This is a genomic window from Vandammella animalimorsus (genome assembly GCF_002288875.1).
In the GTDB taxonomy this organism is placed as follows: Bacteria; Pseudomonadota; Gammaproteobacteria; order Burkholderiales; family Burkholderiaceae_C; genus Lampropedia; species Lampropedia animalimorsus.
The window spans coordinates 42,660-59,238 of the sequence record NZ_NTBH01000008.1; the positions used below are offsets into that span (position 1 = coordinate 42,660).

Annotated in this window: 17 protein-coding genes; 12 read left to right on the plus strand and 5 right to left on the minus strand. The window is 66.9% G+C overall.

Annotation, left to right across the window (positions count from 1 at the left end; translation table 11 throughout):
* Window positions 1-32: 32 nt before the first annotated feature.
* Both ompR and galE read right to left on the minus strand, forming a co-directional pair.
* Window positions 33-806 (minus strand): osmolarity response regulator transcription factor OmpR, encoded by a 774-nt coding sequence (gene ompR, locus CLI93_RS11655; protein ID WP_095543251.1) that lies wholly within the window; start codon window positions 804-806, stop codon window positions 33-35.
* A gap of 352 nt (window positions 807-1,158) precedes the next feature.
* Entirely contained in the window at window positions 1,159-2,160 is a 1,002-nt protein-coding gene (gene galE, locus CLI93_RS11660) for a UDP-glucose 4-epimerase GalE (RefSeq protein WP_095543239.1), read from the minus strand.
* 346 nt (window positions 2,161-2,506) lie between these two features.
* Between galE and groES the strand changes: the two genes are divergently transcribed.
* The 3 genes from groES (at window position 2,507) to CLI93_RS11675 (ending at window position 5,723) form a co-directional block, all read left to right on the plus strand.
* Window positions 2,507-2,797, plus strand: a complete 291-nt coding sequence (gene groES / locus CLI93_RS11665) for a co-chaperone GroES (RefSeq protein ID WP_095540217.1) — start codon at window positions 2,507-2,509, stop codon at window positions 2,795-2,797.
* Window positions 2,798-2,887: 90 nt separating this feature from the next.
* A complete protein-coding gene (gene groL / locus CLI93_RS11670; RefSeq protein WP_095543240.1) occupies window positions 2,888-4,525 on the plus strand; it encodes a chaperonin GroEL in 1,638 nt (545 codons plus the stop codon).
* Between the two features lie 256 nt (window positions 4,526-4,781).
* Window positions 4,782-5,723, plus strand: a complete 942-nt coding sequence (locus tag CLI93_RS11675) for a DMT family transporter (protein WP_095543241.1) — start codon at window positions 4,782-4,784, stop codon at window positions 5,721-5,723.
* A 62-nt stretch (window positions 5,724-5,785) separates the two neighbouring features.
* Here CLI93_RS11675 and ygfZ read toward each other — a convergent pair whose 3' ends face one another.
* On the minus strand, window positions 5,786-6,847 hold the full coding sequence (gene ygfZ / locus CLI93_RS11680) for a CAF17-like 4Fe-4S cluster assembly/insertion protein YgfZ (protein WP_095543242.1): 1,062 nt from the start codon (window positions 6,845-6,847) through the stop codon (window positions 5,786-5,788).
* A 158-nt stretch (window positions 6,848-7,005) separates the two neighbouring features.
* Between ygfZ and mltG the strand changes: the two genes are divergently transcribed.
* The 9 genes from mltG (at window position 7,006) to CLI93_RS11725 (ending at window position 15,012) form a co-directional block, all read left to right on the plus strand.
* Window positions 7,006-8,001, plus strand: coding sequence for an endolytic transglycosylase MltG (mltG, locus tag CLI93_RS11685; RefSeq protein WP_238945900.1), 996 nt, complete (start codon window positions 7,006-7,008; stop codon window positions 7,999-8,001).
* Window positions 7,998-8,774, plus strand: coding sequence for a dTMP kinase (gene tmk, locus CLI93_RS11690; RefSeq protein ID WP_095543244.1), 777 nt, complete (start codon window positions 7,998-8,000; stop codon window positions 8,772-8,774). Before mltG ends, tmk begins: the two co-directional genes overlap by 4 nt.
* 47 nt (window positions 8,775-8,821) lie before the next feature.
* Window positions 8,822-9,940: a DNA polymerase III subunit delta' gene (holB, locus tag CLI93_RS11695; protein WP_095995916.1), complete on the plus strand. Its 1,119-nt coding sequence runs from the start codon at window positions 8,822-8,824 to the stop codon at window positions 9,938-9,940.
* 60 nt (window positions 9,941-10,000) lie between these two features.
* Window positions 10,001-10,372 (plus strand): PilZ domain-containing protein, encoded by a 372-nt coding sequence (locus CLI93_RS11700; protein ID WP_095542779.1) that lies wholly within the window; start codon window positions 10,001-10,003, stop codon window positions 10,370-10,372.
* 153 nt (window positions 10,373-10,525) lie between these two features.
* Complete coding sequence (locus CLI93_RS11705; RefSeq protein WP_095542780.1) at window positions 10,526-11,335, plus strand: TatD family hydrolase; 810 nt, start codon at window positions 10,526-10,528, stop codon at window positions 11,333-11,335.
* On the plus strand, window positions 11,332-12,144 hold the full coding sequence (locus CLI93_RS11710) for an ankyrin repeat domain-containing protein (protein WP_095542781.1): 813 nt from the start codon (window positions 11,332-11,334) through the stop codon (window positions 12,142-12,144). The genes CLI93_RS11705 and CLI93_RS11710 overlap by 4 nt, the downstream gene beginning before the upstream one ends.
* Before the next feature lie 103 nt (window positions 12,145-12,247).
* On the plus strand, window positions 12,248-13,876 hold the full coding sequence (gene msrAB, locus CLI93_RS11715) for a bifunctional peptide-methionine (S)-S-oxide reductase MsrA/peptide-methionine (R)-S-oxide reductase MsrB (protein ID WP_238945853.1): 1,629 nt from the start codon (window positions 12,248-12,250) through the stop codon (window positions 13,874-13,876).
* A 78-nt stretch (window positions 13,877-13,954) separates the two neighbouring features.
* The gene (locus CLI93_RS11720) at window positions 13,955-14,365 is read left to right on the plus strand and encodes a hypothetical protein (RefSeq protein ID WP_095542783.1); all 411 of its coding nucleotides are present in this window, start codon (window positions 13,955-13,957) and stop codon (window positions 14,363-14,365) included.
* A gap of 245 nt (window positions 14,366-14,610) precedes the next feature.
* Window positions 14,611-15,012, plus strand: a complete 402-nt coding sequence (locus CLI93_RS11725) for a hypothetical protein (protein ID WP_095542784.1) — start codon at window positions 14,611-14,613, stop codon at window positions 15,010-15,012.
* Window positions 15,013-15,026: 14 nt separating this feature from the next.
* Here CLI93_RS11725 and dut read toward each other — a convergent pair whose 3' ends face one another.
* Together dut and CLI93_RS11735 are read right to left on the minus strand one after the other, a co-directional pair.
* Window positions 15,027-15,476 carry a dUTP diphosphatase gene (gene dut, locus CLI93_RS11730; RefSeq protein WP_095542785.1) on the minus strand — a complete coding sequence of 150 codons (450 nt, stop codon included), beginning with the start codon at window positions 15,474-15,476 and terminating at the stop codon, window positions 15,027-15,029.
* Window positions 15,477-15,541: 65 nt separating this feature from the next.
* A complete protein-coding gene (locus CLI93_RS11735) occupies window positions 15,542-16,381 on the minus strand; it encodes a hypothetical protein (protein ID WP_238945854.1) in 840 nt (279 codons plus the stop codon).
* Between the last annotated feature and the right edge of the window lie 198 nt (window positions 16,382-16,579).

Sequence of the window (16,579 nt, forward strand, 5' to 3'; positions counted from 1 at the left end):
TTCAAGGGCTTTCGGCGTCAGAGGCTCCGGTGTCAGTGGTTCCCATCGGGCACGAATACGTAGCCCACGCCCCAGACCGTCTGAATGTAGCGCGGCGAGGTTGCATCCTCCTCAATCAGCTTGCGCAGGCGCGAGACTTGCACGTCCAGGCTGCGGTCAAAGGGCTCGAACTCGCGCCCGCGCGCCAGCAAGGCCAGCTTCTCGCGCGAGAGCGGCTGGCGCGGGTGGCGCACCAGGGCCTTGAGCATGGCGAATTCGCCCGTGGTCAGCGGCAACTCCTCACCGTTCTTGTGCAGCGTGCGCGCGCCCATGTCGAAGCGGAATGCGCCGAAATTGACGATGGCGTTGTCGCCCGCTGGCGCACCCGGCGCCTCCATAGTCGGGCGGCGGCGCAGCACGGCGTGGATGCGCGCGAGCAGCTCGCGCGGGTTGAAGGGCTTGCCCACGTAGTCGTCGGCGCCCACTTCCAGACCAACAATGCGATCTACGTCCTCGCTCTTGGCCGTGAGCATGATGATCGGGGTGCGATCGTTGTTGCCGCGCAGTCGCCGGCAAATGGACAGACCGTCTTCGCCCGGCAGCATCAAATCGAGCACCAGCAAATCAAAGGTCTCGCGCAGCATGATGCGATTGAGCGCCTTGCCATCTTCGGCCACCATGACCTCGAAGCCTTCCTGCGCCAGATAGCGGCGCAGCAGATCACGGATGCGCGCATCGTCATCGACCACCAGAATCTTGTCGCCACGCCCTGCCGTCGTTGGCTGTGTGGCGACATGTTCGGGCAGGGTGTCGTTTTCGGTGTTCATAAATTCACGGTTCAAAAAGGTGATGCCCTGCGCAAAAGCCGAAATGTCGGTCAAGGGAGGGTATGGGTCGATGAAGCTTGCGCTCCCCCAAATGCCCTCTGCGCAGCGCGGTGCTGGATATTGTGACAAGCTAAATTTTTCATGGGCAGCGCTAACCCGTTGATTTGAATAATTGTTACATTTCTTTCCGCTGCCGGGCAAAACCAGCCATGGCGGGAGGATGCGCGCCTATCCGCAGGCAGTTTTACCTTGCGCGCGCAGTACAGGCAATGATGGCCATACCGCCCGTGCCGCTTGTGTGGGGCTGGGTAGGCAGTGGCGTCAAGCGAGCCCCTGGCTTTGGGGGGCATCGTTAGGGCCAGCGGTGGGCCTGCTCCCAGGCCCAGGCGTGGGCGATGATGGTGCGCAGATCGGCATGGCGCGGCTGCCAGCCCAGCAGCTTTCGTGCCAGGCGGCTGTCGGCCACCAGCCGCGCTGGGTCACCCGGCCGGCGCGGCTCCAGGCGCACGGTGATGTCGCGACCGGTGACCTGGCGTGCGGCCTCGATCACCTCCAGCACCGAAAAGCCCTGACCATTGCCCAGGTTCAGACGCAGGCTGGGGCCGCCTGCGAGCAGATGCTGCAGCGCCAGGGCATGGGCCTGGCACAGGTCGGCGATGTGGATGTAGTCGCGGATGCAGCTGCCGTCGGGCGTGTCGTAGTCCGTGCCGAACACCGCGATGGCCGCGCGCCGCCCGGCGGCGGCCTGCAGCACCAGCGGGATTAAATGTGTCTCGGGCACATGGCGCTCGCCCAGCTCGCCCTCTGGGTCGGCGCCAGCGGCATTGAAATAGCGCAGGCAGACCGACTTGAGCCCATAGGCCCGGTCGAAATCCTCCAGCATCTGCTCGGCCATCCACTTGCTGCGCCCATAAGGGTTGATGGGCTGCTTGGGGTGATCTTCGTCGATGAGCGCTTGCTGTGGGTCGCCGTACACAGCCGCTGTCGAAGAAAAAATGAAGCGCGGCACGCCGGCCGCGCGCATGGCCTGCAGCAAAGTCAGCGTGGCGGCCACGTTGTTGGCGTAGTACTTGGCCGGCTCGATCACTGACTCGCCAACCTGGATGAAGGAGGCAAAGTGCATCACCGCATCGAAGCGGTGCTGCGCGAACAGCCGCGTCAGCAGGCCAGCGTCTGCGGCCGAACCCACGACCAGCTCGGCGCCGGCCACCACCGCATCGGCGTAGCCGGCCGAGAGGTCATCGAGCACGACCGGCGCCAGCCCCTGCCGGCACAGGTGCTTGACCATGTGCGAGCCGATGTAGCCGGCGCCGCCGACGACGAGAATCTTGTGGGCAGAAGCAGAGGTGGGCATGGCTGGTGGCTCCAGAAGCGCGCGCGTCAGTCAATACAGGCACAAATGCTGGCGTTCAGCACAGGGTTGCGGTTGCAAGCAGCGCCTGCGCTGGGTGGCTTGGCAAGTCATGCAAGCGTAACAAACTAGGCGCCCAGAGCCCGAAAAAATTTGCCACGCAGTCCCTTGAAATGGCTTTTTTCGTCCGTATCATTAGCACTCGTTGCGGGTGAGTGCTAATGCTTGGTTTTGCTTTGCCTCGCCCAGCCAATGGGGTCTGTGGGGACTGCAGTCGGCTGCGCGCCGCTTGTCAGGTCAAGTCACAGACCCGCCGTTCAATTTTTTTGCAATTCTCAGGAGAGAACACATGGCTCTGCGTCCTTTGCACGATCGCGTGATCGTCAAGCGTCTGGAAAACGAAACCACCACTGCTTCGGGCATCGTCATCCCCGATAACGCCGCTGAAAAGCCCGATCAGGGCGAAGTGCTGGCTGTGGGCCCTGGCAAGCGCGACGACGATGGCGACCGCCTGTCCATGGACGTGAAAGTCGGCGACCGCGTGCTGTTCGGCAAGTACAGCGGCCAGTCCGTCAAGGTTGACGGCCAGGAAGTGCTGGTGCTCAAGGAAGACGACATCTTCGCTGTCGTCGAGAAGTAATCCCGCGCCCGCCGCACCCATTCATTTTTTTGAGCCTGGCTCCGCCCCAGCAGTGCGGTCAACGCTCATTCCCACTGGAGATTTTTCAAAATGGCAGCAAAAGACGTAGTTTTCGGCACCGATGCACGCACTCGCATCGTCGAAGGTGTCAACATCCTGGCCAACGCCGTCAAGGTCACCCTGGGCCCCAAGGGCCGCAACGTGGTGCTGGAGCGCTCCTTCGGCGCCCCCACTGTGACCAAGGACGGTGTGTCCGTGGCCAAGGAAATCGAGCTCAAGGACAAGCTGCAGAACATCGGCGCTCAGCTGGTCAAGGAAGTGGCTTCCAAGACCAACGACATCGCCGGTGACGGCACTACCACCGCCACCGTGCTGGCCCAGTCCATCGTGCGCGAAGGCCTGAAGTACGTGGCCGCTGGCCACAGCCCGATTGAAGTCAAGCGTGGCATCGACAAGGCCGTGGCCGAGCTGGTTGAGCAGCTGAAGAAGCAATCCAAGCAAATCACCACTTCCAAGGAAATCGCTCAGGTCGGCTCCATCTCCGCCAACAGCGATGAGGATGTGGGCAAGATCATCGCCGAAGCCATGGACAAAGTGGGCAAGGAAGGCGTGATCACCGTGGAAGAAGGCAAGAGCCTGAACAACGAGCTGGACGTCGTCGAAGGCATGCAATTCGACCGCGGCTACCTCAGCCCCTACTTCATCAACAACCCCGACAAGCAAGTGGCGGTGCTGGACAACCCCTTTGTGCTGCTGTTCGACAAGAAGATCAGCAACATCCGCGACCTGCTGCCCACGCTGGAAGCCGTCGCCAAGGCCAGCCGTCCGCTGCTGATCATTGCTGAGGACGTTGAGGGTGAGGCCCTGGCCACGCTGGTGGTCAACACCATCCGCGGCATCCTGAAAGTCGTGGCCGTCAAGGCCCCCGGCTTTGGCGACCGCCGCAAGGCCATCCTGGAAGACATCGCCATCCTGACGGGCGGCAAGGTCATCGCTGAGGAAGTGGGCCTGAGCCTGGAGAAGGTGACCCTGGCCGACCTGGGCCAAGCCAAGCGCATCGAAGTGGGCAAGGAAAACACCACCATCATCGACGGCGAAGGCAAGGCCGACGACATCGAGGCGCGCGTCAAGCAAATCCGCATCCAGATCGAAGAAGCCACCAGCGACTACGACCGTGAGAAGCTGCAAGAGCGCGTGGCCAAGCTCGCTGGCGGCGTGGCCGTGATCAAGGTCGGCGCAGCCACCGAAGTGGAAATGAAGGAGAAGAAGGCCCGCGTCGAAGACGCCCTGCACGCCACCCGCGCTGCTGTGGAAGAAGGCATCGTCGCTGGCGGCGGCGTGGCTCTGCTGCGCGCCAAGTCTGCCGTGGAAGGCAAACTCAAGGGCGACAACGCCGAGCAGGAGGCGGGCATCCGCCTGATCCTCAAGGCCATCGAGGCGCCGCTGCGTGAAATCGTCGCCAACGCCGGTGGCGAGCCCTCCGTGGTGGTCAACAAGGTGCTGGAAGGCCAGGGCAACTTCGGCTTCAACGCCTCCAACGACAGCTATGGCGACATGCTGGAGCTGGGCATTCTGGACCCCACCAAGGTCACCCGCACTGCGCTGCAAAACGCCGCTTCCGTGGCATCGCTGCTGCTCACGACTGAAGCCGTGATCGCCGAAGCCCCGAAGGAGGACGCGCCGGCAGCCCCCGCCATGCCCGACATGGGCGGCATGGGCGGCTTCTGATGCGCCATTGATGACACCGGCCTGATCTGCCTGATCTGCCGGTCTGTCAAGCGGCGCCCTGGCCCACACCCTTGTACAAGAGAGGTGGCGGCCAGGCGCCATTTCCATCCAACCCGGCCCATGGCCGGGTTTTGTTTTTGCGCTCGTCGCTGCAAACGATTTTTAGGTGCTGGAATAATGCGCGCCCGCACCTGTATCCAAGCGCCTCGAAAAGTGCGCGGCGCGGGGCAGAGACCTTCCCTCGCATTTGTCCACCATGCCGACCGCACCATCCCCTGCCATTGCCACCCCGGCAGCTCCCAGTCCTGCGCCGTCCATGGCTTCGGGCTGGTTGCTGGCGGCGCTGGGGGCTGTGGCCTTCAGCGGCAAGGCCATCATCGTCAAGCTGGCCTATCGGCATGGCGTCGATGCGGTCACGCTCATCATGTACCGTATGCTGTTTGCGCTGCCGTTTTTCATCGCCATGGCCTGGTGGGGCGGGCGCGGCAAGCCGCCTTTGACGCGGCGCGACATGCTGGCCGTCATGGGCCTGGGCATCTCGGGCTACTACCTGGCCAGCCTGCTGGACTTCATGGGCCTGCAATACATCAGCGCCGGGCTGGAGCGGCTCATCCTCTACCTGACGCCCACCCTGGTCATGTTGCTGGGCTGGGCGCTGCGCGGCGCGCGTCTGAGCCGTAGCCACTGGCTGGCCGTGCTTGTGAGCTACAGCGGCGCGCTGCTGGTCTTCGGGCGAGAGATGCAACTGCCGGGCACGGCCGACACCGCCCTGGGGGCGAGCTTGGTCTTTGGCGGCACCTTGAGCTATGCCCTGTACCTGTTTTTCAGCGGCGAATACGTGCAGCGCCTGGAGGCTTTGCGCCTGGTCGGGCTGGCCACCAGCTTTGCCTGCCTGTGCTGTATTGCGCAGTTCCTGCTGACCCGCCCATTGAGCGCCGCGCAGCAGGTGGCCACGCCGGTGCTGTGGCTGAGCCTGCTCAATGCCACGGCCTGTACCGTGGCGCCCGTGCTGATGGTGATGATGGCCATGGAGCGCATCGGCGCCAGCCTGACGGCGCAGATCGGCATGATCGGCCCGCTGTCGACCATTGCCATGGGCGTCTGGCTGCTGGGCGAGCCCTTCACCCCATGGCTGGCCGCCGGCACGGTGCTGGTCGTGACCGGCATCTGGCTGTTCAGCCGCGCCGGGCGGCGCTGAACGGCTTCGCCCACTTCAACAGCCGCTCGGGCGCGGCGGGCGTCCTGGTTTGTGTGCCCGCCTCACACATCGTCCAGGATCGGATAGGGCGCGGGCTGGATCTGCAGCGGCACGGCAGCGGCGTCAGCGGTGGCTAGTTGCAGCGGCTGGCTGGCGCAGTCCGTCTTCAGCGAGACGATGGCGGCGAAGGGGTGCGGGCTGCTGCCGCTGACTTCTGCCTGGCTGTGCCAGGCCGATTGCACAATGACGCCGCAAGGCTGCTCGGGCTCGCTGGCGCTGAAGATTTCCGTGCCGGGCTCGGGCAGTTGGCTGGCCTGGCCGCTGGCCAGAAAGGCGCGGCGCTTGATGGCGCCGCGGAACTGGCTGCGCGCCACCACTTCCTGGCCGGGGTAGCAGCCTTTTTTGAAGCTGACGCCGCCCACCGACTCGTAGTTGAGCATTTGCGGCACGAACAGCTCGACCACGGGGGCGCTGATGGTGGCCACGCCAGCCAGTACCTCTGAATACGCCCAGGCGGCGCAGGCCTGCGGCGGTAATGTGGCGGGCAGGCCGGCGGCGCTGCCGCAAGGGGCGATGTGCAGCGCCCGGGGCAGGCCGGCGGCCGGGTACAGGCCGATGACCCAGGCCGGCGCGGCATTGGCCGTTGCGCCACTGCGCGCAGCGGCGTTGGCCACGGTTTGCCAGGGGGCCAGCGGGGCTGGAGCAGCGTTGGCATCGCCAGCGTCTTCGGCCAACGTGACTGAGATGGCCTGGTCAATGGCGGCCTGGCCCAGCAGCCCGTGCAGCTGCCATTGCGCGCTGGCGTCGCTCAGGCGCGCTTTGGCGCGCAAGATGAACATGGACAGGCGTTTTTGCACGGCCGCCAGCAGGCTGCGGTGCACCAGCAGCAGCACGTCTGTGGGGCCCAGGCGCACGCCGATGAAGCTGGCCTGCATGCGTCCCTTGGCGCTCAGGTAGGCCGCCAGGCGCGCGCTGTCGTGGCTCAGCAGGGCGAAGTCGTTGCTCAGCTGGCTTTGCAAGAATTGCAACGCATCGTCGCCGCTGCAGTGCAGCACGCCCAGCTCGGTGATGGGGCAAATAGTGGCGTCGGCATTGGGCAGGGCAGGGGCGGCAAGCGTAGACATGGGGTCGATCTGGGCGGTATGACGGGAAGGGGATGGGGCCGGCAGGGGCCGCAGGAGGGCGCGGATGGCGCGGGGTTTCGTGCTATCGTGCGCGGCTTTTCCGGTCCCGGCGCGATGGCGGCGCGGCCCGGTTTTTAACAGAAGGAAGCCCTCCCTTGCTGCGCAAGTTGTTTTTGTTCTTGTTACTGGTGCTGGCTTTGCTGGGTGCGGCGCTGGCCTATGGCCTGTGGTGGCGCGATCAGCCGCTGCACATTGAGCCTGCCCCGGCCGAGCTGACGATCGCACGCGGCGCCACGCCGCGCGGCGTGGCGCAGGCGCTGGTCGATGCCGAGGTGCTCCGGCTTCCACCCACGCTGCTGTACTGGGGGCTGCGTGCCAGTGGCCAGGGCCAGCGCATCAAGGCCGGTTACTACGAGTTCGACAGCGGAGTCACGCCCCGGCAGGTGCTGCGGCGCCTGGTGCGTGGCGAGCAAACCCTGCAATCCATCACCTTCGTCGAAGGCTGGACCTTCAAGCAAATGCGCCAACTGCTGGCCCAACAGCCGCTGCAGCACCAGACAACGGGGCTGAGCGATGCGCAAATCATGGCTCAGCTCGGCCGCGAAGGGGTACACCCCGAGGGGCGTTTTTTTCCTGACACCTATTTCTTTGCCAAGGGCAGCAGCGATCTGGCCGTGCTCGAACAATCGCTGCAGGCCATGGACCGCATGCTGGAGGCCGCTTGGCAACAGCGCGACCGCAATCTGCCACTGAAAAAGCCCGATGAGGCGCTGATTCTGGCCAGCATCGTCGAAAAGGAAACCGGACGGCACAGCGACCGTGGCCGCATCGCCGGGGTGTTCATCAACCGGCTCAACAAAGGCATGCTGCTGCAGACCGACCCGAGCGTGATCTACGGCCTGGGCGATGCCTACGATGGCCGTCTGCGCCGCCGCCACCTGGAGGCCGACACGCCCTGGAACACCTACACCCGCACCGGCTTGCCGCCCACACCCATTGCCATGCCCGGCAAGCAGTCGCTGCTGGCGGCGGTGCAGCCGGAGAAAACCAGCGCGCTGTACTTTGTGGCCCGCGGCGATGGCTCCAGCGAATTCAGCGACACCCTGCAGCAGCACAACCGCGCGGTGGATCGCTACATCCGGGGCAAGCCATGAGCCAGGCCAGCACTCAGCCACAGGCGCAACCCCCATCGCCCGCGCCGCTGCCCGCGCGGCGCGGCTGGTTCATCAGCGTCGAAGGCATCGACGGCGCAGGCAAGTCCGCCCATCTGGAGGCCATGGCCCAGGCCTTGCGCGCCCAGGGCCAGAGCGTGCTGTGTACGCGCGAGCCCGGCGGCACCCCGCTGGGCGAGCGGCTGCGCGAGCTGCTGCTGCACGAGCGCATGGATGCGTTGAGCGAAACCCTGCTGGCATTTGCCGCCCGGCGTGAGCACCTGCTGCAAGTCATTGCGCCGGCGCTGCGCCAGGGTACGACCGTGCTGTGCGACCGCTTCACCGATGCCACTTTCGCCTACCAGGGTGGCGGGCGCAGCCAGCCCTGGGCCTGGATCGAACAGCTGCAGGCCTGGGTGCAGGGCGGCCACGCGCTGCCGCCTCCCCCGGCCAATGCCCACGCCCTGCAGACCGATGCTGCCAAGGCCAGCGCCTGCGCCCCAAGCGGCTTGCTGCAGCCGGACTGCACGCTGTGGTTCGACCTGCCGCCAGCCGTGGCCGCGCAGCGCCTGCGCCAGGCGCGCACGCCTGACCGCTTCGAGCAGGAGGCCCAGGCATTTTTCGAGCGCGTGGCGCAAGGCTATGCGCGCTGCGCTGCCCAGCATCCTGGGCGCTTCGTGCGCATCCATGCCGATGCACCGCTGGCCCAGGTGCAGGCCGAGGTGTTGGCGGCGCTGCGCGCGCGTGGCTTGCTGGCGCCTGCCCCGCAGGCTTGACGCTGGCGCGCACCACCAACGCAGACCCAGCACCCAGGCAGGCACCCATGGCCAAACGACCCACCGCCACCGCTGCAGCGCCCACCCCGGCGGTCGCACCGCCCATGCCCTGGCTGCAGCCGCAGCTGCAGGCGCTGCTGCGCCAAAGTGGCCATGCGCTGCTGCTCGAAGGGCCATCGGGCCTGGGGCAGTTCGAGCTGGGCCTGGCCTGGGCGCAGGCCGTGTTGTGCGAAGCCCAGCCTGTAGAAAATGGCGCGGCGCTGCAGCCGGCCTGTGGCCAGTGCGAAAGCTGCCATGCCATGACCGTGCACACCCATCCGGATTTGCTGGTGCTGCTGCCCGAGGCGTTGCAGCTGCAATGGGGCTGGGCCACTCCAGAGGCCGAGGGCGATGCCAAGCGCAAGCCCAGTCGGGAGATCCGAGTCGAGGCCATGCGCCAGATGATCACCTTCAGCCAGCGCACCGATGCGCGCGGCCGTGGCAAGGTGGTGCTGGTCTATCCGGCAGAGAACATGAACCTGGTGACGGCCAACGCACTGCTCAAAACCCTGGAGGAGCCGCCAGGCAATACCCGCTTCGTGCTCGCCAGCCAGGCCGCGCACCGGCTGCTGCCCACCATTCGCAGCCGCTGCCACGCCTGGAAGATGCAATGGCCCGCCACCGAGCAGGTGCAGCAATGGCTGGCCGCTTCGGGCGCGGCACCGCAGCAGATCGAGGCTGCGCTGGCCGCGGCCGGTGGCCGTCCGCAGGATGCGTTGGCCTTGCTGCAGGCGGGCTTCGACGCTCAGCAGTGGCTGGCCCTGCCCGGGCAGCTGGCCCAGGGCCGGCCCGGCTGGCTGGCCGAGGCCACGCCCAGCCAGGCCATTGCCGTGCTGCAGCAAATCTGCCACGACGCCATGGCCCTGGCGGCTGGCGCCGCGCCGCGCTACTTCAGCCGCGCGGCTCTGGCCACCTGCCTGCCAGGCTGGGCCGCGGCCGGGCCGCAGGCCGGGGCGGCGGAGGCAAGCGCCGCCGCAGCGCAGCGTCAGCGCGCCTTCGAGCGCCTGGGGCGCTGGTCGGCCGAGCTGACGCAGGCCGCCCGCACCAGTGAACACCCCTACGCGCAGGAGCTGATGCTGGCCGCGCTTGTGGAGCAGGCGCGCAGTGCCCTAAACTTACGCGCCTGATGCACGCAGACGTGCCCGCTGCTGCGGCAGCTCCTTGCCATCGAACCACGCCTTTTCACCATGAATGCCACAGCAGACGACACCAGCAAGAGCGCGCGCCCCAGCGTGATCCAGCTCAACATCAAGGAAAAGGCGGCGCTGTATGCCTCCTACATCCCTTTGTTCAAGGAGGGCGGCATCTTTGTGCCCACGCAGCGCGAGTACCAGATGGGCGACAGCATCTTCGTCATGCTGACGCTGCCCGATGACCCCAAGAAGTACGCCATTGCCGGCACCGTGGCCTGGATCACCCCGGCTGGGGCCTCGGGCGGGCGTACGCAAGGCGTGGGCGTGCGATTTCCGGCCGACGAAAAATCGGCCGAGTTGCGCACCAAGATCGAGAACCGCCTGGGCTCGGCGCTGAACTCCGACCGCCCCACGCACACGGTGTGAACAGGTTTTGAGGTCTCTCGCCACCCTGATCGCCCCGGCGCAGTACCGGCCCGAATGGGCCGGTTTTCCGTTGCCTGGCGTTGAAAGCAGCGGCTGCATCTTGATCAATCGGTTTGGCTGCCCTGGCGCGGGCAGTATTTCCATTTCTGTTTCATGTACATCGATTCGCATTGCCATTTGAGCTTCCCCGAGCTGTACCCGCAGCTGCCTGCCATTCGCGAGGCCATGCAGGCCGCGCAGGTGGACAAGGCGCTATGCATCTGCACCACGCTGGAGGAATTTGAGCGCGTGCATGCGCTGGCGCTGCAGCACCCCAACATCTGGTGCACGGTGGGCGTACACCCGGACAACGAGGGCGTGGCCGAGCCCGATCTGGACACGCTGCTGGCCCTGGGCGGACGCGAGAAGGTCGTGGGCATTGGCGAAACGGGCCTGGACTATTACGACATGCCCGGCCGCAAGGGCGGGCGCAGCATCGCCGACATGCATTGGCAGCGCGAGCGCTTTCGCGTGCACATCCGCGCCGCGCGGGCGCTGCGCAAGCCGCTGGTGATCCACACGCGCGACTCGGCGCTGGCCACGCTGGAGATCCTGCGCGAGGAGGGCGAGGATGGCCGCGGCAATCAGGCCGGCGGTGTGTTTCACTGCTTCGTCGAGGACGTTGCCATCGCGCGCCAGGTATTGGAGCTGGGCTACTACATCTCCTTTGCCGGCATCGTCACCTTCAAGAACGCCAAGCAGGTGCAGGAGGTGGCGCGCTACGTGCCGCTCGATCGCTTGCTGATCGAGACCGACAGCCCGTATCTGGCCCCGGTGCCGCACCGCGGCAAGACCAACAGCCCGGCCTACGTGCCGCACGTGGCGCAGTGCATTGCTGCGCTGCGCGGCATCAGCGCCGAGGAGGTTGGTCAGGTCAGCAGCGAAAATTTCCACAGCCTTTTCCATGGAGTGACTGCCGCATGAAGCAAGCCCTGCAAACCCCTGGCCTTCAACGCCGCACGCTGGCCCAGGCCCTGGCTGGCGTGGCTGCCACACTGGCGCTGGGCCTGCTGGCCGCGCCAGAAGCCACTTGGGCGCAGCAGCCCCAACAGCCGGGCGCGAAGGCCACGCAGGCCGCACGCCAGAATGAGCCCGGCGTCGAGCGCCTGTTCACCGCCGTCAAGCGCGACAACGGCTCGGCCATGCAGCGTCTGCTGGCCGAGGGCGCCAACCCCAATGTGCGCGATGCGGCCAGCGGCCAGACGCCGATGACGCTGGCACTGCAGCTGGAGAGCCTGAACGTCTTCAATGCGCTGATGGGCTCGCGCAGCACCAACGTCGAATACCGCAATGCGCGCGACGAAAGCCCGCTGATGATGGCCGCCATCCGGGGCAATCTCGACGCTGTCACGCGGCTGGTGCGCCAGGGCGCGCACGTCAACAAGCCGCAGTGGACGCCGCTGCACTACGCCGCCTCGGGCACCTCTGAGGCGCACCAGGTGGCCATCACCGAGCTGCTGCTGGCGCAGCACGCCTATATCGACGCGCAATCGCCCAACGGCACCACGCCGCTGATGATGGCCGCCCAATACGGCACCGATGCCGTGGCGCGGCTGTTGATGCAGGAAGGGGCCGATCCGCTGATGAAAAACCAGTTGGGCATGACGGCGGTGGACTTTGCGCGCCGCGTCGGCCGCGAGACCCTGGCCAAGGAAATCATCCGCTACAGCCAGCAGGTGCAGCAGCGCCGCAGCCAGCCACGCCCGACGCCTGCGCAGCCCGCCGTTCGTTGAGCTGCGCTGGGCCGGGCGCTGGGCGCGTCGCGCACAAGGTTGTCAGGTTTTGGGCCGCTGGCGCGACTATGGCAGTGTCCATCGACTGCAAAGGAGAGAAACCATGCCATCACACGCAATGCGCCAGCGCGGCTGGCTGGCGCTGTGCCTTCTTGCCGCAGCCATCGCTGCCGCCGTGCTGCTGCTGTTGCCGCTGGCGCGCGCCGACAAGCCCGCGCCCGCGCCGGCCTGGGCGACGCTGAGCGCGCTGCAGGACGTGCGCGGCCAGCCCGCCAGCGCGCACCTGAAGCCGGGCCGGCCCACGCTGGTCAAGTTCTGGGCCAGCTGGTGCCCGCTGTGCCTGTCGGAATTGCAGCAGACCAACGACTGGGTGCGCGACGGGCAGCTGGGCAACGTCAACCTGGTCAGCCTGGCCTCGCCCGGCCACCTGGGCGAGAAGGCCAGCGGCGCCTTTGAGCGCTGGTACTCGCGGCTCGAATACCCGCAGCTGCCCGTGCTGCTGGACCACGGCGGCGGCATTACCCAGGCGCTGGGCATCCGCGTCTATCCTTCCTGGGCCTTGTTCGATGCCGATGGCCAGCTGCTGCGCAGCGTGCGCGGCAGTCTGGACGCAGCGCAACTGCAGGCCCTGCTGACCAATGCCCAGGCCCCGCTGGATGCCGCTGCGGCAGCCAGCCCCACCCCATCCCCCGCACCACAGGAGGCGCACACCATGAATCGCAAAACCATCTACCTGGCCGGCGGCTGCTTCTGGGGCCTGGAGGCCTACTTCCAGCGCGTGCCCGGCGTCGTCGATGCCGTCTCCGGCTACGCCAACGGCAAGACCGACAAGCCCAGCTATGAGGACGTGATCCACCGCGGCACCGGCCATGCCGAGACCGTGCGCGTGGACTACGACGCAGATCGCCTGAGCCTGGAAGACATCCTGGAGTACTACTTTCGCGTCATCGACCCCACCAGCCTGAACCGGCAGGGCAACGACCGCGGCACGCAGTACCGCACCGGCATCTACTACACCGCCGCTGCCGAGCAACCGCTCATTGCCGCCGCGCTGGCCGCCGAGCAGCGCAAATACGGCCAGCCGCTGGTGGTGGAAAACCTGCCGCTGCGCCAGTTCCACCCGGCCGAGGAGTACCACCAGGACTACCTGCTGAAGAACCCGGGCGGCTATTGCCACATCGACATCCGCAAGGCCGATGAGCCGCTGCAAGGCCGCCAGCAACGCATGCAAGGCCAACAGGCCCAGGCCGCCCAGGGCAGCAGCCAGGGCGCCGGTTTTGACGCGCAAGCCTGGCGCAAGCCCGACGACGCGGCGCTGCGCCAGCAGCTCACGCCCGAGCAGTACCGCATCACCCAGCAAAGCGGCACCGAGCGCGCCTTCAGCCATGCCTACGATCACCTGTTCGAGCCCGGCATCTATGTGGACGTGGTCAGCGGCGAGCCGCTGTTCAGCTCGGCCGACAAATTCGATTCCGGCTGCGGCTGGCCCAGCTTCACCCGCCCCATCGAGCAGGCCGCCGTCACCGAGCACGAAGACCTGAGCTACAACATGCGCCGCGTCGAAGTGCGCAGCCGCACGGCCGATTCGCACCTGGGCCACGTCTTCCCCGACGGCCCGCGCGACAAGGGCGGCCTGCGCTACTGCATCAACGGCGCTAGCCTGCGCTTCATCCCACTGGCGCAGATGGAGGAGCAGGGCTACGGCGCCTACAAGGCGCAGGTGCAGCGTTGAGGCGCATGCCCCTCTCTGGCCAATGCGCAGAGGGGGCATGAAAGCCGCTGCCTGTCAAAACCTTGAAAGGAGAGCGAAGTGAGCGAGCGCGATGAACTGCTGCGGCAACTGTGCCATGCCGCCTTGCAGGAAGTGACACTGCCGCCGCAATGGCGCAGGCTCATCCTGGTGGGCGTGCGTGGCCAGGGATTTGCCAGCATGAGCGGCTTTTGCTTCGATGCCGCAGGCCAGGCCCACCCCGTCGCGCCGCGTGGCCAGAGCGTGCGTGCCATGAAGCGCCTGGCCCAGGCCATGGCCGAGGCCGACGCCGCAGCGGCGGGCGCGGCTGAGCCGGGCCGCCTCTGGTTGTCCTGCCTGCTGCGCATCGGCAGCGATGGGCCATTCGATGCTGACTTCGAATACGCTGACGCCCAACGCTGGCAGATCACGCCCGCCAACATCGAGCAGCGCATCGCCGAGTTTTCCGCCATGCCGCCGCCGGGCGGGTAATGCCAAGGCTGGCGCGCGTCGTGCAAAGATGCGGCACGCGCGCTTAGAACCTGTTCAAAATCCCTGCGCGGTGTGCAATCAAGCGGATTTGGGCGGTCTGCCGCGTTGCAAAGCCTCGCCATAGCCCCAGCTATGGCTGTGTTTTGCGCCTTGCAGCCCATCCCAAACCGCTTCTTGCCCGCTCGCACCGAGATTTTGAACAGGTTCTCAGACCGTGCGCAAACCCTTCAGCTCAGGAGAGAGACATGGGCCATTTCGACGAACTGCTGCCCCAGGCCGGGGACTTGCTGACCCAGGTGCTGCGCAGCGCCTTGCAGGAAATCCAACTGCCGCCGCAGTGGAGCAAGCTGATCCTGATCGGCGAATACGACGGCTGCGGCGGCATGGGCGGCTTTGCCTTCGATGCCCAAGGCAAAGCCCATGCCGTTGCGCCGCGCGGAGGCCACACTTTGGAGCTGCTTGAGCAATTGGCCCAGGCCATGGCCCAGGACAGCCCCACTGGCAGCCCCTGGCTGGCCTGCCTGCTGCGCTTGGGCAGCGACGGCCGGTTTGGTGCGCAGTTCGAATACGAAGACAGCCAGCGCTGGGCCATCACCCCGGCCAACCGCGCCCAGCGCGTGGCCGAGTTTGCCGCCATGCCGGTTTGAGGGGCGAGCCCGGTTCAGCGCGTGCCCGTGGAGCCGTAGCCGCCAGTGCCGCGGCTGCTGGGGGCAAATTGCTTGACCACGAGCAACTGCGCCTGCACCACGGGCACGATCACCAGCTGCGCGATGCGCTCCAGCGGGGCGATCTCGATGGGCTGCTGGCCGCGGTTCCAGGCGCTGACCATCAGCTGACCCTGGTAATCGCTGTCGATCAGCCCCACCAGATTGCCCAGCACCAGCCCTTGCTTGTGGCCCAGCCCCGAGCGCGGCAGGATCAGCGCGGCATAGCCCGGGTCCTGCAGGTGCATGGCCAGCCCGGTGGGCACCAGCACCGCTGGCGAGCCGGGCGCCAGCGTCAGCGGCTCTTGCAGGCAGGCGCGCAGGTCCAGCCCGGCGCTGCCAGGGGTGGCGTAGGCGGGCGGTTGCTCGTGCAGGCGGGGGTCGAGGATTTGGATGTCGATTTGCATGGGGAAAACACCGTGGGCCATGCGCCGTGCGCGTGGCGGTTGCGATGGGGGATAAAGGGAGGCGATCAGCGCCCGGCAGGCGTTGCCGCTGCGGGCGCCGTGGCTTGGGGTGAGGGGCTGGCCAGCGCGCCCTGGCGCTGCACGATGGCAATGCGCAGCTCGGTTTGTGCCAGCAGCTCGTCCAAGCCCTGCGCGCGTGCGTACTGTGCCTGGCGCAGCAGCCAGGCCAGCAGCGGCCGGCGCCAGCCCTGAGCGGAGGCGGTGTCGATGGCCAGCGCCATCAGCTCGGGCGAGGCCTGAGCGCTGCGGCGCTGCAGCAAGGCCGCTGCCAGCAGGCGCGAGAGCGGATCTTCGATGGCCTGCAGCGCGCCCAGGCTGGCGTCGTCGATCTGCAGGTGCGCGGCAATGCGCTGCTGTGGCGCGGGCAGGGCGTTGCGCTGCGCCTCATCCAGCGCCTGGCCTTCCAGATAGGCCGCATAGGCGCGCGCCTGGGCCGAAGCGCCCGGCGCCAGCGGTGTGAAATCGGCGCAAGGCTGCCAGTCCAGGCTGGCCATTTGCATCGCGCACTGGCGCAGCACCAGCAGGGCCAGTGCCTCTGGGCTGCCGGTGCGCGCCACCTGCTGGCGCGCGCGCTGCCACTCCAGCTGCGCCACGCGCTCGTCGCCATCGAGGTAGGCGGCCTGGGCCAGCTCGGCCGAGGCCAGCGAGCGCACCTGCCACTGCGCCGGCGGCGGCTTGCTGCTGCAGGCCGCCAGCAGCCCTATGAGCCCCAACAAGCCACACAGCAGCGCCAAGCGCCAGCCATCGGGCCAGCGACCGGATCTACAGGCGGCAGTGGCCCGAGCCAACAGGCCGCAGGGCAGGGCGGGGGAGCAATCGGGTAAGTGGGGCGGGTTGAGCGGCATGGCGGGCAATGATGGGCCTTGAGAAGAAACTGGCCAGCAGCCGCATGGCGCTTGGCACATGGGCTTGGGCTTGGGCTTGGGCTTGGGCTTGGGCTTGGGCTTGGGCCGGTATGATCGCGCAGCTTCTTCGGGACCTATTCACGAGTTGGGCGCAGACGGCATGGCATCCAGCCGCGCTGCGCGCCAGCGACGTGGGCA